The organism is Streptomyces sp. NPDC058683, from assembly GCF_042716195.1.
GTDB lineage: Bacteria > Actinomycetota > Actinomycetes > Streptomycetales > Streptomycetaceae > Streptomyces.
Window position 1 is genome coordinate 89,239 of sequence record NZ_JBHXSK010000044.1, and the last position, 16,912, is coordinate 106,150.

General features: G+C 67.8%; 16 protein-coding genes. 2 read left to right on the plus strand and 14 right to left on the minus strand.

The window, feature by feature from the left end; genetic code table 11:
- Positions 1 to 50: 50 nt before the first annotated feature.
- On the minus strand, positions 51 to 1,490 hold the full coding sequence (locus tag ACFWXC_RS38385; protein WP_384486292.1) for an MFS transporter: 1,440 nt from the start codon (positions 1,488 to 1,490) through the stop codon (positions 51 to 53).
- 602 nt (positions 1,491 to 2,092) lie between these two features.
- A complete protein-coding gene (locus ACFWXC_RS38390; RefSeq protein ID WP_384486294.1) occupies positions 2,093 to 3,094 on the minus strand; it encodes a LacI family DNA-binding transcriptional regulator in 1,002 nt (333 codons plus the stop codon).
- 157 nt (positions 3,095 to 3,251) lie between these two features.
- Between ACFWXC_RS38390 and ACFWXC_RS38395 the strand changes: the two genes are divergently transcribed.
- Positions 3,252 to 3,380, plus strand: coding sequence for a hypothetical protein (locus tag ACFWXC_RS38395; RefSeq protein WP_384486296.1), 129 nt, complete (start codon positions 3,252 to 3,254; stop codon positions 3,378 to 3,380).
- Positions 3,381 to 3,740: 360 nt separating this feature from the next.
- Here ACFWXC_RS38395 and ACFWXC_RS38400 read toward each other — a convergent pair whose 3' ends face one another.
- The gene (locus tag ACFWXC_RS38400; protein WP_384486298.1) at positions 3,741 to 4,109 is read right to left on the minus strand and encodes a hypothetical protein; all 369 of its coding nucleotides are present in this window, start codon (positions 4,107 to 4,109) and stop codon (positions 3,741 to 3,743) included.
- A gap of 68 nt (positions 4,110 to 4,177) precedes the next feature.
- The gene (locus tag ACFWXC_RS38405) at positions 4,178 to 6,532 is read right to left on the minus strand and encodes a beta-glucosidase (RefSeq protein WP_384486299.1); all 2,355 of its coding nucleotides are present in this window, start codon (positions 6,530 to 6,532) and stop codon (positions 4,178 to 4,180) included.
- Positions 6,533 to 6,817: 285 nt separating this feature from the next.
- On the opposite strand from ACFWXC_RS38405, the gene ACFWXC_RS38410 reads away from it, so the two are divergent.
- Positions 6,818 to 7,885: a LacI family DNA-binding transcriptional regulator gene (locus tag ACFWXC_RS38410; RefSeq protein ID WP_384486300.1), complete on the plus strand. Its 1,068-nt coding sequence runs from the start codon at positions 6,818 to 6,820 to the stop codon at positions 7,883 to 7,885.
- Positions 7,886 to 7,966: 81 nt separating this feature from the next.
- Here the strand turns inward: ACFWXC_RS38410 and ACFWXC_RS38415 are convergent, their stop codons facing one another.
- From ACFWXC_RS38415 to ACFWXC_RS38460, 10 genes are all read right to left on the minus strand, one after another.
- Complete coding sequence (locus tag ACFWXC_RS38415; RefSeq protein WP_384486326.1) at positions 7,967 to 8,188, minus strand: SDR family NAD(P)-dependent oxidoreductase; 222 nt, start codon at positions 8,186 to 8,188, stop codon at positions 7,967 to 7,969.
- A gap of 15 nt (positions 8,189 to 8,203) precedes the next feature.
- A complete protein-coding gene (locus ACFWXC_RS38420; RefSeq protein WP_384486302.1) occupies positions 8,204 to 8,329 on the minus strand; it encodes a hypothetical protein in 126 nt (41 codons plus the stop codon).
- Position 8,330: 1 nt separating this feature from the next.
- The gene (locus tag ACFWXC_RS38425) at positions 8,331 to 8,990 is read right to left on the minus strand and encodes an isochorismatase family protein (protein ID WP_384486304.1); all 660 of its coding nucleotides are present in this window, start codon (positions 8,988 to 8,990) and stop codon (positions 8,331 to 8,333) included.
- A 45-nt stretch (positions 8,991 to 9,035) separates the two neighbouring features.
- On the minus strand, positions 9,036 to 10,085 hold the full coding sequence (locus ACFWXC_RS38430) for an MBL fold metallo-hydrolase (RefSeq protein ID WP_384486306.1): 1,050 nt from the start codon (positions 10,083 to 10,085) through the stop codon (positions 9,036 to 9,038).
- A gap of 73 nt (positions 10,086 to 10,158) precedes the next feature.
- Positions 10,159 to 10,839, minus strand: a complete 681-nt coding sequence (locus ACFWXC_RS38435) for an SDR family NAD(P)-dependent oxidoreductase (RefSeq protein ID WP_384486308.1) — start codon at positions 10,837 to 10,839, stop codon at positions 10,159 to 10,161.
- Positions 10,840 to 11,028: 189 nt separating this feature from the next.
- Positions 11,029 to 11,361 carry a hypothetical protein gene (locus ACFWXC_RS38440; protein WP_384486310.1) on the minus strand — a complete coding sequence of 111 codons (333 nt, stop codon included), beginning with the start codon at positions 11,359 to 11,361 and terminating at the stop codon, positions 11,029 to 11,031.
- A 209-nt stretch (positions 11,362 to 11,570) separates the two neighbouring features.
- The gene (locus ACFWXC_RS38445) at positions 11,571 to 14,495 is read right to left on the minus strand and encodes an FAD-binding and (Fe-S)-binding domain-containing protein (RefSeq protein ID WP_384486312.1); all 2,925 of its coding nucleotides are present in this window, start codon (positions 14,493 to 14,495) and stop codon (positions 11,571 to 11,573) included.
- A 110-nt stretch (positions 14,496 to 14,605) separates the two neighbouring features.
- Complete coding sequence (locus ACFWXC_RS38450; protein ID WP_384486314.1) at positions 14,606 to 15,439, minus strand: enoyl-CoA hydratase/isomerase family protein; 834 nt, start codon at positions 15,437 to 15,439, stop codon at positions 14,606 to 14,608.
- 113 nt (positions 15,440 to 15,552) lie between these two features.
- Entirely contained in the window at positions 15,553 to 16,398 is an 846-nt protein-coding gene (locus ACFWXC_RS38455; RefSeq protein ID WP_384486316.1) for a fumarylacetoacetate hydrolase family protein, read from the minus strand.
- A 292-nt stretch (positions 16,399 to 16,690) separates the two neighbouring features.
- Positions 16,691 to 16,912: ATP-binding protein (locus ACFWXC_RS38460; protein ID WP_384486318.1), on the minus strand; the 222-nt coding region annotated here is incomplete at its 5' end.

The window sequence follows — 16,912 nt, forward strand, 5'->3', positions numbered from 1 at the left end:
AATGGCCAACGACCGGATCGGTCCCCCGTGAGGACCGATCCGGCGGGACTTCAGGCCGCTTGTCCGGCCTCGACGGTGTCGATGCGCCGGGTGGCCTTGGGGACGAGCGTCACGAGCAGGGCTCCGATGGCGCAGGCTCCGGCGACGAGCCAGAAGCCGTTGGTGAAGCCGCTGTCGAGGTAGAACTGGGTGCCGTGGGCGACCATGCCGTTTTGGGCCATGACGGTGAACACCAGCTGGCTGATGACCACCTGGACCACGCCTTGGACAAGCCACTGGGATCCGTTGGCCAGGGCCTGCTCCTCGGGTGCCACGGACTCGATGACCATGATCGGCATGATCGAGACGACCAGCCCCATGCCTGGACCGGAGATCAGGCCCATCACGATGAACTGCCACTCGCTGCCGTGGAGTTGGGAGCCGATACCGTAGCCGACGGTGGTGAGGACGCCTCCGCAGGCCAGCAGCAGGCGGGTGTCGATGTGGCGGGCCAGCTTGCCCGCGAACGCCGCCACCGCGATGACCAGAATGCTGATCGGTGCCGTGACGACGGCGCTCTTGGTCACCGACCAGCCCAGCCCGTCGGAGACATGGGGGATCGAGGGCATCAGTGTGAGCAGCATGGTGACCGTGCCGACCGCGTAGGTCGCACCGGCGGCGACGGAGGCGGCCAGGAGCACCGTCCACACGCGGCGCCGCTTGATCAGCTGCAGCGGGACAAGCGGATGGGCGACCCGGGCTTCGAAGGGTATGAAGGCAAGCACCGCGAGCAGGCCGATGCCGATCCATGCGAGCGTCTTGCCGCTGGTCCAGCCCCAGTTGGCTCCCTCACCGATGCCGTAGACCACCACGGTCAGACCGCCGCCGAGCAGGAGGCCGCCGATCCAGTCCATCCGATGGTCACGCTCACGCACCGGGCTTTCGGGAATGAACACGAGCTGGAGCAGGAGGCAGACGAGGGTGGAGGCCACGACGAACCACAGGGCGCCGCGGAAGCCGTGGTTGTCGATGAGCCAGGCTGAGAGGAAGGGTCCGCCCAGGCCGACCAGACCGACGCTCGCGGCAAGGATGCCGCTGGCCGTGCCGACCGTACGTCTCGGGAAGACGTCACGCGCCATGGAATAGGCGATGGCTGCGCTGGGCACGTAGACGCCCGCCAGAATGCGCCCGACCAACAGGGCCGAGTAGTTGGTCGCCAGTGCCGCGGCCACGTCACCGACCAGGCCGAGGGCCGTGATGACGACGATGGTCCGCTTCTTGCCGTACATGGCGGCGGCCTTCATGGCGAAGGGGGTCATGAAGACGCCGACGAGGGTGGAGCCGAGGGTGAACCAGGCGATCTGCGTCGTACGGAAGTGGATGGCCACTTCCGCCTGGGAATTACCGGCGAGCAGACCCGTGATCGGGTTGAGCGCCACAGTCCACAGCAGGGCCACCAGGGCAAATATGTGATGCCGGGAGAAACCGGCGTCATCCGGTTGCGGTCTCATCTCCGGGACGGTCTCCGTGGAGGGCATGGATCGCCTTTCAGGTGTGACGGGCAGGGAGCTGGAGTGATGGAAGCGGCGAGACCGCCGTCCTCTCCTGCGGTTCGGTCGGGAGCGCAGTCGGACCGAGGTTCCGTGCGGCGATCGGGAGCCAGGCAGTGCAGCCGAGGGCGCGCCGCGCCCCTGGGGAGTCCCCGGCGCGACGCGAGCGGCTACGCCAGTTCACGCAGTAAGTGCCGAGCTCCGCCGCTGAAGCCGTCTCTCGCCACGAGAGCGGCGGTCGAATCGCGCATGAGACTCTCCTTCGAGCCAGCGGGGAGGACTGCCACCACTTCAGCCGGAATACCCCTGCGGGCACACAGAGTGACCTGATGGACTATCCCGACGACTGAATGTTAGTGACGCGCGTAAGTGACGCGCGTAAGTCAGCAAACAGCAGACACGGGAGAGCGACAAGGCGAGAGGAGGTAACGAATGCGCAACGGGGGTGGGGCGTGGATATGGGCGACTTGTCAACAGGGCGCTGAAGCCTGCCGTGTTGCGGGGAGGGCATCCGGGGCATGACAGCGCCGCGGAGCTGCCCGGACGGCAGCAGGGCAGTCCTGTCAGGTAGAGGATCGCTGGCGCAGTCGCAGGCTGGTGGAAGGCACGGTGCTGGACACCGGGGTGCCGGACAGCGAGGCCACAACCGCTTCGGCTCGGTGCCGGCCGGCTTCCTGGAGGTCGAAGTAGACCGTGGACAGCGCCGGGGCGGCGAAGCGTGCCATCGGAATATCGTCCGCGCCGACCACCGCAAGATCCTTCGGCACGCTCAGGCCGGCTTCGCGGACTGCGGCCAACAGCGCGATGGCGTGTTCGTCGTTGAAGGCGCACACACCGGTGACGCCCCGCTCCCTCCACTGCGAGACCAGAGGAGTGAGTGCGCTGATGTCGAGCTCGCCGACAAGGACGAGCGGCGGTTCGACACCCGCTTCATGACACTCCTCGCGCACGCCCCGGAGACGCTCCTCGGCCATGCTCCGGAAGCCCGGTTGTGCAGGCATCAAGTAGCCGATGCTGCGGTGTCCTCGGGCCAGCAAGTGTCCTGCCTGCATCCGCCCGAGCGGCGGCATGGCGGGGAAGTGGTCCGCCTCGTCCGGCAGGACCACGCGCACCCCCATGCGCCGCAGCGCCTGCAGGGTGGATTCGTCGAATGAATCGAAACCGATCACGGCCGAAGCGGCGACCGCTGCGCACACATCAGGCAGTGGTCGTCCATGCGCGCCCATCAGATGCGTGACCAGGGTCAGGCCCTGTCCGGCGAGTGCGCCTGCGAGCTCCTCGACGAACCGGCTGATGCTGGGGCCGATGGGAAGGTCGGGAATCGACAACAGGACGACATCGCTGTGTCCGGCTGCCAGGGCCTTGGCCGAAGCGTGAGGGCGGTACTCAAGGCGTTCGGCCGCTTCGAGGACGCGGCGGCGAGTCGCTTCAGGGATGACCTGGCCAGGGCGGTCGTTCAGTACATAGCTCACCGTGGCGCGGGAGACGCCGGCCTCACGGGCGACGTCAGCGCTAGTGCTTCTCCTAGGGGGCGTCACGTGAAACTGCCCCTCTCCAGTAATCACTGCTATCTACGGCGCGGACACTCCTGATCGCGGTGACCTGATCATACGCGGCGCTCTTCCGCGGGAGCGGTGACCGTAGACCTGCCGTGGATCACGGCACCCGCTCTCGCGAAGCGGACGGGCCGCTGGCGAGCTCCGACACGGAGTACAGGAGTTGGTGGCCCAGCGGCCCGGAGCTCCGGAGGGCTTCCTGATCGTGGACGACACCGGATTCCTCAACAAGGGTGCCGTCTCCCCCGGGCTGCGGTGGCCGTGCTCCGGCATGGCCGGGCGGACTGCGAGCTGACCAGGTCGGCGTCTTCGTCGCCTACACCTCGAGGTGGGGCGGAGACTGGGTGGATTCGGGAGCTGTGGCCACCAGGTCGTCGACGAACGATGTGGACCACTGCCGGGCCGCCCGCATCCCCGCCGAACGTGGCTTTGACACCAGGGCAGAACTGGCCCGTTCCCGCGTCTGCGGCACTACCTCGCCGCGGCCAATCTACTGAGTGGCCGCCGACAGCACGTCCGGGCGTGCGTGACCCTTTCGCCACAGCCTCGATCGAGCAGGCCGGGCCGCGCGACAGGGACTTCCCGCTGTCGCGCAGCGAGCAGTTCGGCCGACGGGGCGAACGGGGACGCGCCGTCGAGCTCGGTGAAGCGTGCCTCAGGCGTGGGCCGGCTTCTTCCTGGGGCTCTTGAGGAGGCCGGCGCCCGCGCCGAGCGACACGAGGCCCATACCGGCGGCGGCCGCGATGCCCTTCACGCCGTCGAGAAGGAAGTAACAGCCCGTGGCGACACCGGCGTTGAACAGGAACAGGAACCACAGCACCGGCCTGGAGCCGAGGAAGTCCCGCACCCGCTGCTGCTTCATGAGGATGGTGCTCGTCACGAACGCGATGACCATCCCGCCGACGGTGACCAGCTGCTTCTCCCTGCCCTCGAATACCTGTCCGGCGGCGATGGAAGCGCCGATACCGGCCATGAAAACGAAGAAGAGCAGGAGCAGGGAGAAGACGGACATCTGCTTTTTCATGGGAGTGCCTGTCGAGTGAGAGGTGTATGTGGGCGGTGGTGGTGAACGGGAGGGGCCGACGACGGGCGTCACCCCTGCCGTGTCACGGCCTCGGAGAGGTAGGAGCGCCGGCCGTCGAGGGTGATGGTGTCGCCGGTGATCTCGAAGCGGCCCGTCGTGCGGATGTCGTCGGAGGCGGCGCCGACCGATACGTCGACGGGGCCGGGCTCCAGGACGAACGCACCGTCGAGGCCGACGTAGCCGAGCTGGCTCATCCGGACCGTGAACTCGACGGTGGCCGTGGCGCCGGGAGCGAGGTGGATCCGCTGGAACCCGACGAGTTCCTGGGCGGGCCGGGTGAGGCCGGTGGCGGTGTCGTGGAAGTACAGCTGGACGACCTCGTCGCCGGCCCGGTCGCCGGTGTTGGCGACCGGCACGGACACGGTGATCGTCCCGTCGACGGGCACTTCGGCGCGGTCGAGGGCCAACTCGCCGTAGTGGAACGTCGTATAGCCCAGTCCGTATCCGAACGCGAACAACGGCGTGGCGGGCAGATCGAGGTAGCCGCGGTGCATGTCCTGGCCGGTGCGACGGTAGCCGCTGCCGGTCTTCTGCCCGTGGTGGAGGGGCACCTGCCCCACGTGTCGCGGGATGCTGTACGGCAGCCTGCCGCCCGGCTCGGTCGCACCCGTCAGGACGTCTGCGACGGCCCGCGTGCCTTCCTGGCCGCCGTAGAACGCCCAGACGACGGCGGTCAGTTGGTCGACCACGGACGTGATCGTGAACGGCCGCCCAGTCTGTACAACGGCTATGGCCGGAGTGCCGGTCGCGGCGACCTCCTTGACCAACTGCGCTTGCGCGGACGGTAGTTCCAGGTCGGTGGTGTCATGGCCCTCGCCCTCGGTGCCGTCGGGGAGCCAGCCCGCGTGTCCGCCGAGCGCCAGGATCACCACGTCGGCGTCGCGGGCGGCGGCCAACGCGGCTCCGGTGTCCTCCAGCGCGGTCACGCCAGTGACCTCGGCGTCGGGCAGGGCCTGCCGGACGGCCTCGGTGATGGAGAGCGTGTCGTACTCGGAGCGGATCCACCCGTCGCCGTCCGGGACGGCCGCCATCTCGGCGGCCAGGGACGGTGCCGAGGCGTCCGACACCGACTCGGTGCCCGGCATCGCTGCACCGGCGGCGGACCGCATGAGCATCTTTCGTATCGCCGGATAGGTGTAGGTGGGGAAGGCGGCCGTGACGTCGTCGGCCAGAGGTCCGACGACCGCGACCCTGCGGATGCCGGGTGCCAGGGGAAGGACGGCACCCTCGTTCTTCAGCAGGGTCACCGACTTGCGGGCCAACTCCCGTGCCAGTTTGGTTCCTTCGGCAGCGGTCCGCCGGATGACGACCGGGTCCTCGTCGACGTACGGGTGGTCGAAGAGGCCGAGGGCGAACTTGTCGCGCAGCACGCGGCGTACGGACCGGTCCAGTACGTCCTCGCCGATCCGGCCCGCCTTGACAGCCTCGGTGAGGGCGGGGCCGTAGCCGGCGATCTCGGGCAGTTCGACGTCCAGCCCGGCGGCCAGGGCCAGGACACCGGCCTCCTGACTGTCTGCGGCGACCCGCTGGCGCGAGGCGAGCCACTCGATGGTCATGTAGTCGGCGACGACGGTGCCGGTGAACCCCATGCGCTCGCGCAGCAGTTCAGTGAGGATCGCGCGGGAGGCACCGACGGGCACGCCGTCGTACTCGGAGTAGGAGTTCATCACCGAGCCGAGCCCGGCCAGGTGGATCGCGGCCTCGAACGGGCGGGCGTGCACCTCGTACAACTCCCGTGCGCCTACCGCGGTCGCGGCCATGTTCTGGCCGCCCTCGGTCACGCCGTAACCCAGGAAGTGCTTCGCGGTGGCGAGGACGCCCTCGCCCTGCAGACCACGCACGTAGGCGACGCCCAACGCGGAGACCAGGTACGGGTCCTCGCCGTACGTCTCGTGGACACGGCCCCAACGCGCGTCCCGGGCCACGTCGAGCACCGGAGACAGTGCCTGGCGCATGCCGATCGCCCGCATCTGGCGGCCGATCAGGGCCGCCATCCGCCCGACCGCCTCCGGGTCCCAGGTGGCGGCGAGCGCGATGCCGGTCGGGAAGACGGTGAATCCCGGAGCCATGACGCCGTTGAGCGCCTCGTTGTGAAAGACCGCGGGAATGCCCAGTCGTGTCTTCTCCACCAGGAAGCTCTGGATCTGGTTGACGGTGCGCGCGACCTCGGCGGGCGGCTTGGCACCGAAGCTCGCGAGACCGGAGACCTGGCCGATCCCGTGCTCCAGCCGCGCCGCCAACCGCTCCGGATCGCCGCCGCCGGCGCCGGACAGGCCGGCCCCCATCACCGAGGTCAACTGAAGAGCTTTCTCCTCCAAGGTCATCCGGGCCAGAAGGGCATCGGCACGCTGAGCCGGGTCCATCGCCACCACTCCACTCCCTCAGGTGATAACGCAACTATCTCGTGCTAGTAACTATCACGTGCTAGTTAACCAGAGCGCCTCAGGATGCACCCGTCTTCGGCGTCAACGATCCCGTCATCGGTCCGCGACCGCGAGGCAGTGTTCCCCCGTACTGGTGGTGTAGCGGGCTACACCACCGGGCCGGCCCGGGCCTGCGATCCCTTCTTGGCTAGCACGTGAAAGTAAGGTGTATGGGGAAACAGGTAGCGTGGACGCGGCCTGTGAACGACGGCTGCGGAGGAAACAGTGGGTGCGTCGGAACGGAAGCGGGTCACGGCGGCGGACGTGGCCGGGTCGCTGGGGCTCTCGCGGGCGACCGTGGGGTTCGTCCTGAACGACACCCCGGGGCAGACGATCCCGGAGACCACCCGTCAGCGGGTACTCACGGAGGCGGCGCGCCTGGGCTATCGCCCGCACCGGGCGGCGCAGACGCTGCGGCGCGGCAGCAGCAAGGTGATCCTGTTCGTCCTGCCGGACTGGGCGGCCGGACTCCCCATGCAGCAGCACCTCGACGAGGCCGCGCTCGCGCTGGACGAGGCCGGGTACACGCTGGTCACCTGCATGCGCTATGCCGCGGGGCGGGCGCGTCCCCTGTGGGAACTGCTCACCCCGGACGTCGTTCTGGGATTCAGCCCCTTCGACGCCGACGAGCTGGCCTCGATGCGGGCCTGCGGCATCACCAGGATCCATCCCGCCGCAGACCAACCCACGAGGCTGGACGACTGGCCGGCGCTCACCGCGGGCACGGCCCTTCAGATCGAGCACCTGCGGGAGCAGGGCCATCGGAGGATCGGCTTCGCCGCCCCCGTCGACCCGCGCGTCTCCCAGCTGCTCGACACCCGTGTACGCACGGCCCGGAAGACAGCTGCCCGCCTCGGTCTCGATCCGATCGACGTCCGGCCTGTGGACCACGCCGACGGTTCCGCCCACGAAGCGGTCCGGCGCTGGCGCGAGGAAGGCGTCACCGGCATCGCCGCGTACAACGACGACAGTGCGGCGGCCGTGGTGGGCGCGGCGATCCGAGCCGGCGTGTCCGTCCCTGACGACCTCGCGGTGATCGGCCACGACGACACACCGCTGGCTGCCCTCTTCGTCCCCTCGATCTCCAGCGTACGGATCGGCATCGTCGGCCTCGGCAGGCACTTCGCCGCCTTCGCCCTCCACGAAGCCGACGGTCGTCCACTACTCCCACGAGACACCAAGGACGACACGCTCGTGATCGTCCGCGAGTCCACGCAGGCGGATTCCGGCACGCCGCGCGAAGTGGCTTTCGTCCGCCCTGACGGCTCGTCAGTGCCAGCTTCACGGCCATAGAGATCGAACAGCTGCGGGCGCCACGTCGGTGTTGCTGCTGGGCATGGTGGAATCTCCCTCATCTGTGCCGAACCATGTCGGTCACCAGACCCTCATGCCGCCGTCGATGACGAGGTCGATGCCGGTCACGTACGAGCTCTCGTCGGACGCGAGGAACAGCGCGGCGTTCGCCACGTCCTCGGGCCGGCCCACGCGGCCCAGGAGCGTTCGGTCGAGCATCCGACGGGCGAACCCGTCGTCCTCCAACTCGGCGCGAGTGGCGTTGCTTTCGACCAGTCCCGGCGAGATCGAGTTCACGCGGATCCCGAACTCACCGCTTTACATGGCCAGTTGGCGCGTCACCGGGGAACCGCCCTCCCTGGCGAACGCCAGGGAGGTGGCACGCCCCATGCTTCCGCCGGTGCCGGTGACAAGGCAGACCTTTCCCGTCAGCCGGCCCGGCATCTCACTGCTCCTTCTGGTCCGCCGCGGCGAGTTTCTCCGCCTCCGCGACGCCGACCTCGTCCGTCAGTTTCGGGACCTCGTTGAAGTACCAGTTGATGACCTCGCGGGCCGGCCCGGCCAGCGGCGTCGCCCAGTCCCGGAAGAGCTCGGTGACCACCGCGAGTGCCGTGGTCGGAACGGCGCCGGCGTGCGCCAGCCGTTCGATGGCGGTGCGGTGCGCGGTCTGCGAACGGCCGCCGACGGCGTCGGTCACGTACATGACCTCGTAGCCGTCCTTGAGCGCCTGGACGGAGGCGAACGTCAGGCAGATCTCGGTGTGCAGTCCGCCGATGATCAGCCGCTTGCGGCCGGTCGCCTCCACGGCCTCGCGGAAGGCCCGGTCCTCGAAGGCGTTCATCGAGGACCGGTCGATCGGCTCGACGCCGTCGAGCTCGGACACGATCGACGGGAGCGTCGGTCCGTTGAACCCGAAGGTGACACCCACGGTCGAGAGGACGATCGGCATGTCGAACGCCTTGGCGGTCTTGGCCAGCAGCCGCACATGCAGCTCGGCCAGGTCGGCGTTCGTCTCCGAGCGTATGACCTCGAACATCTCGTTCTGATAGTCGATCAGCACCAGGGCACAGTCCTGCGCGGCCCAGACACCCAAGTCCTTGCTCATCGTCGTGCTCCTTTGTCGCGATCGGAGTCCGGTGATCAGGTGTGATCAGTCGTGGACCTGCGAGCCCACGCCGAGGTCGAGGCGGAGCGATTCGAGGATGATGAAGGTGGTACTGGCGGTGTAGACGTCGGCGGCGGCGAGGACGCCGGTGTACTTCCTGATGACCGGGTCGGAGGCGTAGGCGACCTGGGCGGCCTGGTACTCCTTGACCGCGGCCCACGCGTTGTCCCCGTACTTCGTGAAGTACGGCGTGGGGTCGACCGCCACGAGCGCCTTCTTGACGTTGTCGATGATGTCGTCCACGTACTGCTGGTACACGGTCATGTCCTGGCGGGTGCCCAGCCTGCCGATGTGGCCGCCGACGAAGTGCTTCCACGGGTAGCTCATGGCCTTGGCGGGGGCGGCGATGGAGCCGGGAACGTCCTCGTTGAGGTTGAAGCTGTCGAAGGGGACCCAGCCGGGCAGCAGGACGTCGACGAGCATGAGGGTGTTGTGGTGCGGCAGGTGGATGTAGACGCTGTCGGAGGTGTGGTTGGTGCCGTGCCAGGCCAGCTCGACGCGCTCCCCGCCGACGTGCAGCGTGTGGCGCTTGTCGAAGGTGACGTCGGGAACCGGCCGGGCCGGGTCGTTGTAGCCGGCCAGGAACTTCTTGGTCTCGGTGTGGCCGATCCGTACGACGTGCCGGCCGAACAGCGACGAGGCGCCGAGGTGGTCGGCGTGGTGGTGGGAGTAGACGAGGTGGGTCACCTTGTTGGAGACGCCGTTGGCGGAGGCGATCTCGTCGATGGCGCGCTGCAGGTTGTGTCCGATGGACGGGGGCGCGTCGAACAGCACGACACCCTCACGGGTCGTCAGGAACGCCGCCTGGTAGGTGCCGTCGGTGACCCAGTACAGGTTCTTCTCGATCCGGCCGACGTAGTAGCCCTGCGCGTTGACGGCGGGACCGAGTGCGGACGGCGGGATCGGCGCGTAGTCGGGCAGGGTCGCGGCGGATGCCTGGCCGGCGAGTGTGCCGTCGGCCAGCGCGGCGACCGTGGGCACGGTGGCCAGCGCCGCGCTGCGGGCGAGGAACGAGCGGCGGTTCGTCGATGACATGGTGGTCTACTCCGGTCGGTCGGTGCCGCATGGGGGGTGTGGATGACGGACGGGGTGGTCCGGCCTGTCCGGGCTAGGCGCCGTAGGCCGGCACGATCGCGCCGCTGATGTGGGTCGCGAGGTCGCCGACGAGAAAGGCGATGACCTGCGCGATCGCCTCCGGCCGGACGGCGTGGGCCAGCGCCTCCGGAGGAAACACCGCCCGGTTCCTGGCCGTGTCGAGGAGCTGCGGCGCCACCGCGTTCACGCGGATGCCGTCCGGGCGCAGCTCCAGGTCGAGAATGCGCACCAGATGGTTGAGCGCCGCCTTGCCGAGGCTGTAGGCGGCCATGCCGGCGGTCGGCTCGGCCGCCGGGCGGGCGGACACGTGCACGATGGCGCCTCTGCCGAGCCGGCGCATGTGCGGCGCCACCGCCTGGCTCAGCCACAGCGCGGCGCCGAGGTTGACGTCCAGCATGAGCCGCAGGTCCTCGGGTGTCGTGGCGACCGCCTCTCCCGGGCGGAACGCCCCGAGGGCGTTCACCAGCACCTCGGGAGGTCCGGACCCGGCGGCGATCCGGTCGATGAGGTTCCTGGCCACGGCCGGATCGGTGGCGTCGCCCACCTCCCGGCCGATGGCGTCGGGCAGTTCGTCCAACGCCTTCTCCGTGCGGTCGACGGCCGTCACGGTGAATCCGGCGTCCGCGAGGACCACGGCCGTGGCACGGCCCAGGCCTCCGCCCGCACCGACCACCACCGCCACCCGCTCACTCATGAAACCGCCTCCCTGCCGGACGTTGCCGAAGTCGCCGGCGGGTCAAGTGCCGTGCCTGGCTTCAACGGAGTCATGACAATCTCCTTCCGACTTCGCCCGGGCGGTGAAGCCGCGAACGCGCATGCCGCGCCGCGCGTGCCCAGGTTCGCCGCGGGACAGGTGAGCGGTCCTCACCGGATTCCGGTGATCTCACCGTCCGACGGACCGGCACAGGGCAGCGTCCGATCCGGTCTCTTCGACGTGGTGGGCGACCTGTTCGGCGAAGCCGGGTATCACTCCGACGGCCAGTGCGGCGGTCAGCAGCATCGCGGGGACGGCCGTCATCGGGTCGGGGATGCGCTGCAGTCTGCCCGCGGTCTCGAGGTGCTCGTCGGACCCGGACGTCTCGTGGTCGCCCAGGCCGGCGGGGGGGGCCGACGTACAGCACGGTGAGCGGCCCGCCGATCCCCGCCAGGCCGAGCACACCCGCAACCGCAACTCCACGCCCAGCGTCATCGCCGACGCCATCGGCACAGCCGTCATCACGCGCCGTCCCAGGACCCGCTACGCCACCGGATTCGGTACCGCTCCCTCATCGCCCCGCGCCGGGTTCTGCCGATTACGCCTTCGGTCGCCAAGGTGCTTCCCGCACCCGGCTCAGTCGCGCCGGTGGAGCGCCAGGGACGTGCACGCTCTCCGCGCTCGAAGCTCGGCCACGGTGAGGTGGCTCGCTGTCCGTCTGCCGTGTCAGTTCAAGATGGTCTCGTGAGTTCTTCGAGCAGGAACACGAAGGACTCGTACGGCTGCCCGGTGGCTTGCCTCAGACCCATCTCGCAGGTGCGGTTTGCCGAGAGGTATGCCTGCGCCGGAGAGGCGTCGAGTCCGGCCTTCTCATCCCGTGTCGCGGAGACCACCAACTCCGGATGGAGCAGACCACGGTCTCCCGCGGTGCCGCAGCAGGTTGTGCCGACCGGCACCACGGTCGTGTCCGCCAGGAAGGACACGACGGCCTTGAGATCGTTGTTGAGCCCGAGGTGCGTCGTGGAACACGTGAGGTGAAGTGCGACCGTCTCGAGCTTGCGGTTCACCGAGAGGAGGGGAAGCAGGTCCCGGCACCAGGTGATCGAGTCTCGGATACTCATGGCGTCCATCTGCGCGCGCCGCGTCTCGTCGACGTGCTTGGCGACGTCGTCGAGCAGCCCGTGGGTACAGGATGCGGCGTCGACCACGACAGGCAGCGAACCGTGGTCGCTCCACCGCCAGAGGGCGTCGCAGATCGCCTCCGCCATCCAGCGGTGCCCCTCTGCCAAACCCTTGCTCGCCCACGGCGTCGAGCAGCACAGTCCGCGGACGTCATCGGGTATCCACAGTGGCTTGCCGGCGCGGGCGGAGAGCGCGACGAACGCCTCCGGAAGCGATGGCGTGGTCGGCTTGTCGGGGTCGCGCCCGAAGATACGGTTGATGCAAGCCGGGAAGTACACCGCGCACGCCGACTCCCGTTCGGTATGCGGGAGGTGAGCCGGTGCCGGGTGGGGCATGGGACCCGGTACCGAGGGGATGACATCGCTGCTGGCGACGGAGCGTGCCGCGTCGGTCAGCTCCGTGAGGACCTTCACGCCGATGTGGGACTGGACACCGTCGACACCCGACATCGCTATACGCGCCAGCCTCTCGATCCGACCCCAGTGCTTGGCCGCGGCCAGCCCGGCACGCTCATGGGCAGCGGTGGATTCGGCACGCCGGAAGCCCTTCATCAGGTCCCCGGTGTTGATCTGCACGGGGCACGGTATGGCGCAGGTGCCGTCAGCGGCGCACGTCTCGATGGCGTCGTACTCATACTCGGCCTGGAGCTGTGCGAGCATCGGAGAATCCTCGGGCTGTCGGGCCATCTCTCGGCGGAGGGCGATCCGTTGCCGGGGGGTCGTGGTCACGTTGCGGCTGGGACACGCGGCCTCGCAGAATCCACATTCGATGCACAGGTTCGCTACTTGTTCGATCTTGGGCGTGGATTTGAAATGCTTGAGGTGGATACCTTCGTCGTTCGTCAGGATGACGTCTGGTCCAAGGACCCCGTGGGGATCGGCGAGGCGTTTCAGGCGCCGCATGATGTCGGTGGCCTTGGCACCCCACTCACGTTCCACGAAGGGTGCCATGTTGCGTCCGGTGCCGTGTTCGGCCTTGAGCGAGCCATCGTACTTTTCGATGATCAAGTCTACGAGGTCGGACATGAATGCCCCGTAGCGTTCCTTGTCGGCCTCCTCGGAGAGCATGGGAGTCAACGTGAAGTGCAGGTTGCCGTAGGCGGCGTGGCCGGCGACCCCGGGGAGGAAGCCGTGCTTGCTGAGCAGTTGCTGCAGGTCGTGGGCTCCTTCAGCGATACGCGCGGGAGGGAAGCAGACGTCTTCGTTGACGACTGCGCTTCCTTCTGGTCGTAGGTGGCCGACGATGCCGAGCAGGCCCTCGCGTACCCGCCAGTCGAACTCGATGAGTTCTTCGTCTCGAGTGAACTCGATCGGGTGCAGCAGGGTGGTGTCCTTGAGAAGCTCTTCGACGCTCTGCTCGGCGTCGTCGAGCACGTCGGCTTCGCCGCGGAACTCCACGAGGAGAGCGGCCGCCTTGGGATCGAGCGTGCGCCAGTAGTCGGGGGCGCCGGGGAAGGCCTTCGCGGCCTCGGTCAGCGCGGGGGCCATCATCAGTTCCACCGCCTCGGCGCCCAGGCCGACCAGCGCGGGTACCAAACGTGCCGCCGCATCGATGGATTCGGTCGAGATCCAGGTCACGGTAGTGGTTCCGGGGTTCGGGAGGGTGTCGATCACGACCTCGGCCATGAACGCCAAGGTTCCTTCCGAGCCGACGAGCAGTCGACGGAAGATCTCCAGCGGGGTCTCCGCGTCGAGGAAGGCGTTGAGTGCGTACCCTGTCGTGTTACGGATTGTGTACTTGTGCTTGATCCGTTCGACGAGTTCTTCATCGGCGAGTATTTCTTCCCGAAGGGTGAGCAGGCCGTCAGCGAGTGCGGGTTCCGCTTTGCGGAACTCGGACTCGGCGTCGTCGGCTTCGGTATTTATCGTGGTTCCGGAGGGGAGCACGAAGGTGATCCCGGATACACAGTGGTATGCGTTTCGGGACAGCCGGCACCGCATCCCTCCCGCGTTGTTGGCGACGACTCCGCCGATTGTGGCGACGTCGGCGCTCGCCGGATCGGGACCGAGTCGGCGCCCATAGCGTGCGAGGACGGCGTTCGCATGAGACAGGATGGTGCCGGGGCGCGCCCGTAGGCGGGCGCCGTCGTCTTCGACGGTCATTCCGTTCCAGTTGTGCCGGACGTCGATCAAGATGTCGTCGGACTGTGACTGACCGTTGAGGCTGGTGCCTCCGGCTCGGAGTGTGGTGTGGCGCCCGGTCCGGCGACAGTAGTCGAACAGGGCGGCGACGTCGCCGGCGTCTCGCGGTCGCACGACGGCCTGCGGAAGAAGTCGGTAGGGGCTCGCGTCCGAGGCGTACCGCACCAGGTCCGAGAGCCGATGCAGGACTTGCTCAGAACCCAGTAGTCCGGTCAGGTCGCGGGCCAGGTCTGCCGGTGAGCCGCCGAGGTGTTCGATGCCAATCGCATCGGGCTGGGCCGGTCCGTCCGGACGTCCGATGCGCGTGGTTCGGGGGACGAGAAGTTTCCTCATGCGAGGGCCTCCAGTGGTGCGGCAGAGCGTCGATGTTTCCGGATCGGCAAGGGCAGGATTCGCATCCGGAAGACTTTGAAGTCCACCCAATGGAGATCCGCAATCGAGGGTTACTTCATTGGGGAGAGTTTCGACAGATAAGCCATCTCCAACTCGCCTTCGTAGGTTTCAGCACCGGCCTTCAATGCTTCCGCCATGCGCGCCTGCGTCACCCCGCTGGCGACACTCAAATCGGACTCACGAGCTTCCACCAGGAGCCCCTCCGAAAGGGAACTGAAGGCTCCAGTGTCCACGGACGCCTTGGCGTGGGCGATGGCATGCGCAGGAAATGAGGCGATGCGGTGAGCCAGTTCTTCGACAAATGGCGTCAGCTCGTCCGCCGGCAACGCTCGGTTCACGTATCCGTAGCGCTCTGCCAGCTCCGCTGGGATATCACCGCAACCCAGGATTACCTCCAAGGCGCGTCCCCGCCCCATGAGCCGTGGCAGTCTCTGAGTGGCGCCGCCACCCGGAACAAGCCCGATCGCCACCTCCGGATGGCCGAAGACCGCTTTGCCGATGGCAGCAAAACGCATGTCCATGGCCAGCGCGATCTCACTGCCTCCACCCCGCGCCCGACCCTCGACTTTCGCAATGCTCACTTTGGGCATGTTCCTGAACCGCTCGCCGATCGTCTGCGTAAGACGGAAGCTGCGCGTGTTGGACACTTTTTTGGAAACGCTTCCGACCCGACCCAGACCGGAGTGGGCTACAAAGAAATCAGGAAGCGCGCTCTGGAAGACCACGACTCGGACGCTCTCATCGTCCTCGATTTCTCTGCCGATCCTGTCGAATTCCTCCGAAAGAGCTTCATCCAGAAGATTTATCGGCGGGTGATCGATGGTGACGAATGCGACTCCGGAATCAAACCTGGTCCGGAAGTACTTGTAATCGACATACTGCACGACTGACGCTCCATTTCGGCATGATCCATGTTCAGCTGCTCGCGGCCCTGCAGCGGATACGGCACAGGGGTCGGGATCGAATCCGGCCGGTGACAGATCGCCCACTCCCGGTTTCAGGCACTCGCAAATCGCTGGCGAAGCTCGCCTATGCCGGTGATGTAGCTGACCAGTTCCTCGCCCGGCTGCAGCCACCGCTGCGGGTTGCGGCCGATGCCGACGCCGGCCGGGGTGCCGGTGAAGATCACGTCACCGGGCAGCAGGGTCAGGGTCGCCGCCAGGCCCTCGATCAGCTGGGGCACCGGAAAGATCAGGTTGCTGGTGCGGGAGTGCTGCACCGCCTCACCGTCGATGGCGCAGCCGAGTTCGAGGTCGTCGGGATCGTCGAACTCGTCCACGGTGACCAGCCACGGCCCCATCGGGGCGAACCCGGGGAAGGACTTGCCGAGGCTGAACTGCGGCGCGGGGCCTGTGGTCTGCAGGATCCGCTCGGAGATGTCCTGACCCACGGTCACCCCGGCCACATAGGACCAGGCATCTGCGGCAGGCACCCGCTCAGCCCGCCGTCCGATCACCACGACCAGCTCCACCTCCCAGTCGGTGTGCCCGCCCTCGGGCAGCGTCACCGTGCCGACCGGTCCGCTGATCGCGGTGCGGAACTTGGTGAACACCAGTGGGAACTTGTCCGGGGCGGCCAGCCCGGACTCTGCGGCGTGCTCGCGGTAGTTCAGTCCCACGGCGAACACCTGGGCCGGCGCCGGAGTCGGCGAGCCGAGATCGGTGGTCTCGAACGCGGACGCGTCACCCAGGTCGGCGTCCTTGGCCCAGTCAAGGAAGTCCCCCCAGGCGTGGTACACCACCTGCGGGTCGGGGCCGAACCGGCCGCCGCTGGCCTTCTCGACATCCACCGCGCCCTGCCCGGTGAACAAGGTGAGTCGGCCGGAGAGGTTTCCCATGCGCATGGGTGGCTCCTTCGAAATGGTTGAGTGAAAGTGGATGAGCGGGCCGACGTCCCTACGGCTCCACGCCGGAAGGTTTCGTTGGCGCTCGGGAAAGCACCGTTCGGGACGGTCCAGCCGGCGTCGACTGCCGTGTGACGTGTCGCTTTCCTGTTCCGATTGCTCCCAGCGGGGATCCAACGGAGTCAGCAGGAACAACGCTAGAAGGATGCAGAGGCACAGCCATTGGGCGCGGAACACCATGTTTAGGACTAATTTGGTTGTTCTGCGCCAGTTCCCTCGAAATTCCCTGCCGTCAGCCTTGCGGCACGGCTTGGGAGAGCTGCGGGGCGTCCTGGCTGAGGTAGCCCGGCGTGGCGACTGACCGCACTTCCATGCTGGCTGGCGGTGTCTGCGGCAGGGGCTGCTCGGTCCAGATCACCTTTCCCTCCTGCGTGTGCCGCGCCCCCCAGCGCTCGGCGAGCCGGGCGACAAGAAACAGACCGCGTCCGCCCTCGTCCATGGTGGACGCCTGATG

Bases quoted from the DNA above. Each gene is read 5' to 3' on its own strand.
- ACFWXC_RS38445 (WP_384486312.1), bottom strand. From the start codon at position 14,495: ATGAGGAAACTTCTCGTCCCCCGAACCACGCGCATCGGACGTCCGGAC.
- ACFWXC_RS38435 (WP_384486308.1), bottom strand. From the start codon at position 10,839: ATGAGTGAGCGGGTGGCGGTGGTGGTCGGTGCGGGCGGAGGCCTGGGC.
- ACFWXC_RS38430 (WP_384486306.1), bottom strand. From the start codon at position 10,085: ATGTCATCGACGAACCGCCGCTCGTTCCTCGCCCGCAGCGCGGCGCTG.
- ACFWXC_RS38420 (WP_384486302.1), bottom strand. From the start codon at position 8,329: ATGCCGGGCCGGCTGACGGGAAAGGTCTGCCTTGTCACCGGCACCGGC.
- ACFWXC_RS38425 (WP_384486304.1), bottom strand. From the start codon at position 8,990: ATGAGCAAGGACTTGGGTGTCTGGGCCGCGCAGGACTGTGCCCTGGTG.
- ACFWXC_RS38455 (WP_384486316.1), bottom strand. From the start codon at position 16,398: ATGCGCATGGGAAACCTCTCCGGCCGACTCACCTTGTTCACCGGGCAG.
- ACFWXC_RS38440 (WP_384486310.1), bottom strand. From the start codon at position 11,361: ATGACGGCTGTGCCGATGGCGTCGGCGATGACGCTGGGCGTGGAGTTG.
- ACFWXC_RS38400 (WP_384486298.1), bottom strand. From the start codon at position 4,109: ATGAAAAAGCAGATGTCCGTCTTCTCCCTGCTCCTGCTCTTCTTCGTT.
- ACFWXC_RS38385 (WP_384486292.1), bottom strand. From the start codon at position 1,490: ATGAGACCGCAACCGGATGACGCCGGTTTCTCCCGGCATCACATATTT.
- ACFWXC_RS38405 (WP_384486299.1), bottom strand. From the start codon at position 6,532: ATGGACCCGGCTCAGCGTGCCGATGCCCTTCTGGCCCGGATGACCTTG.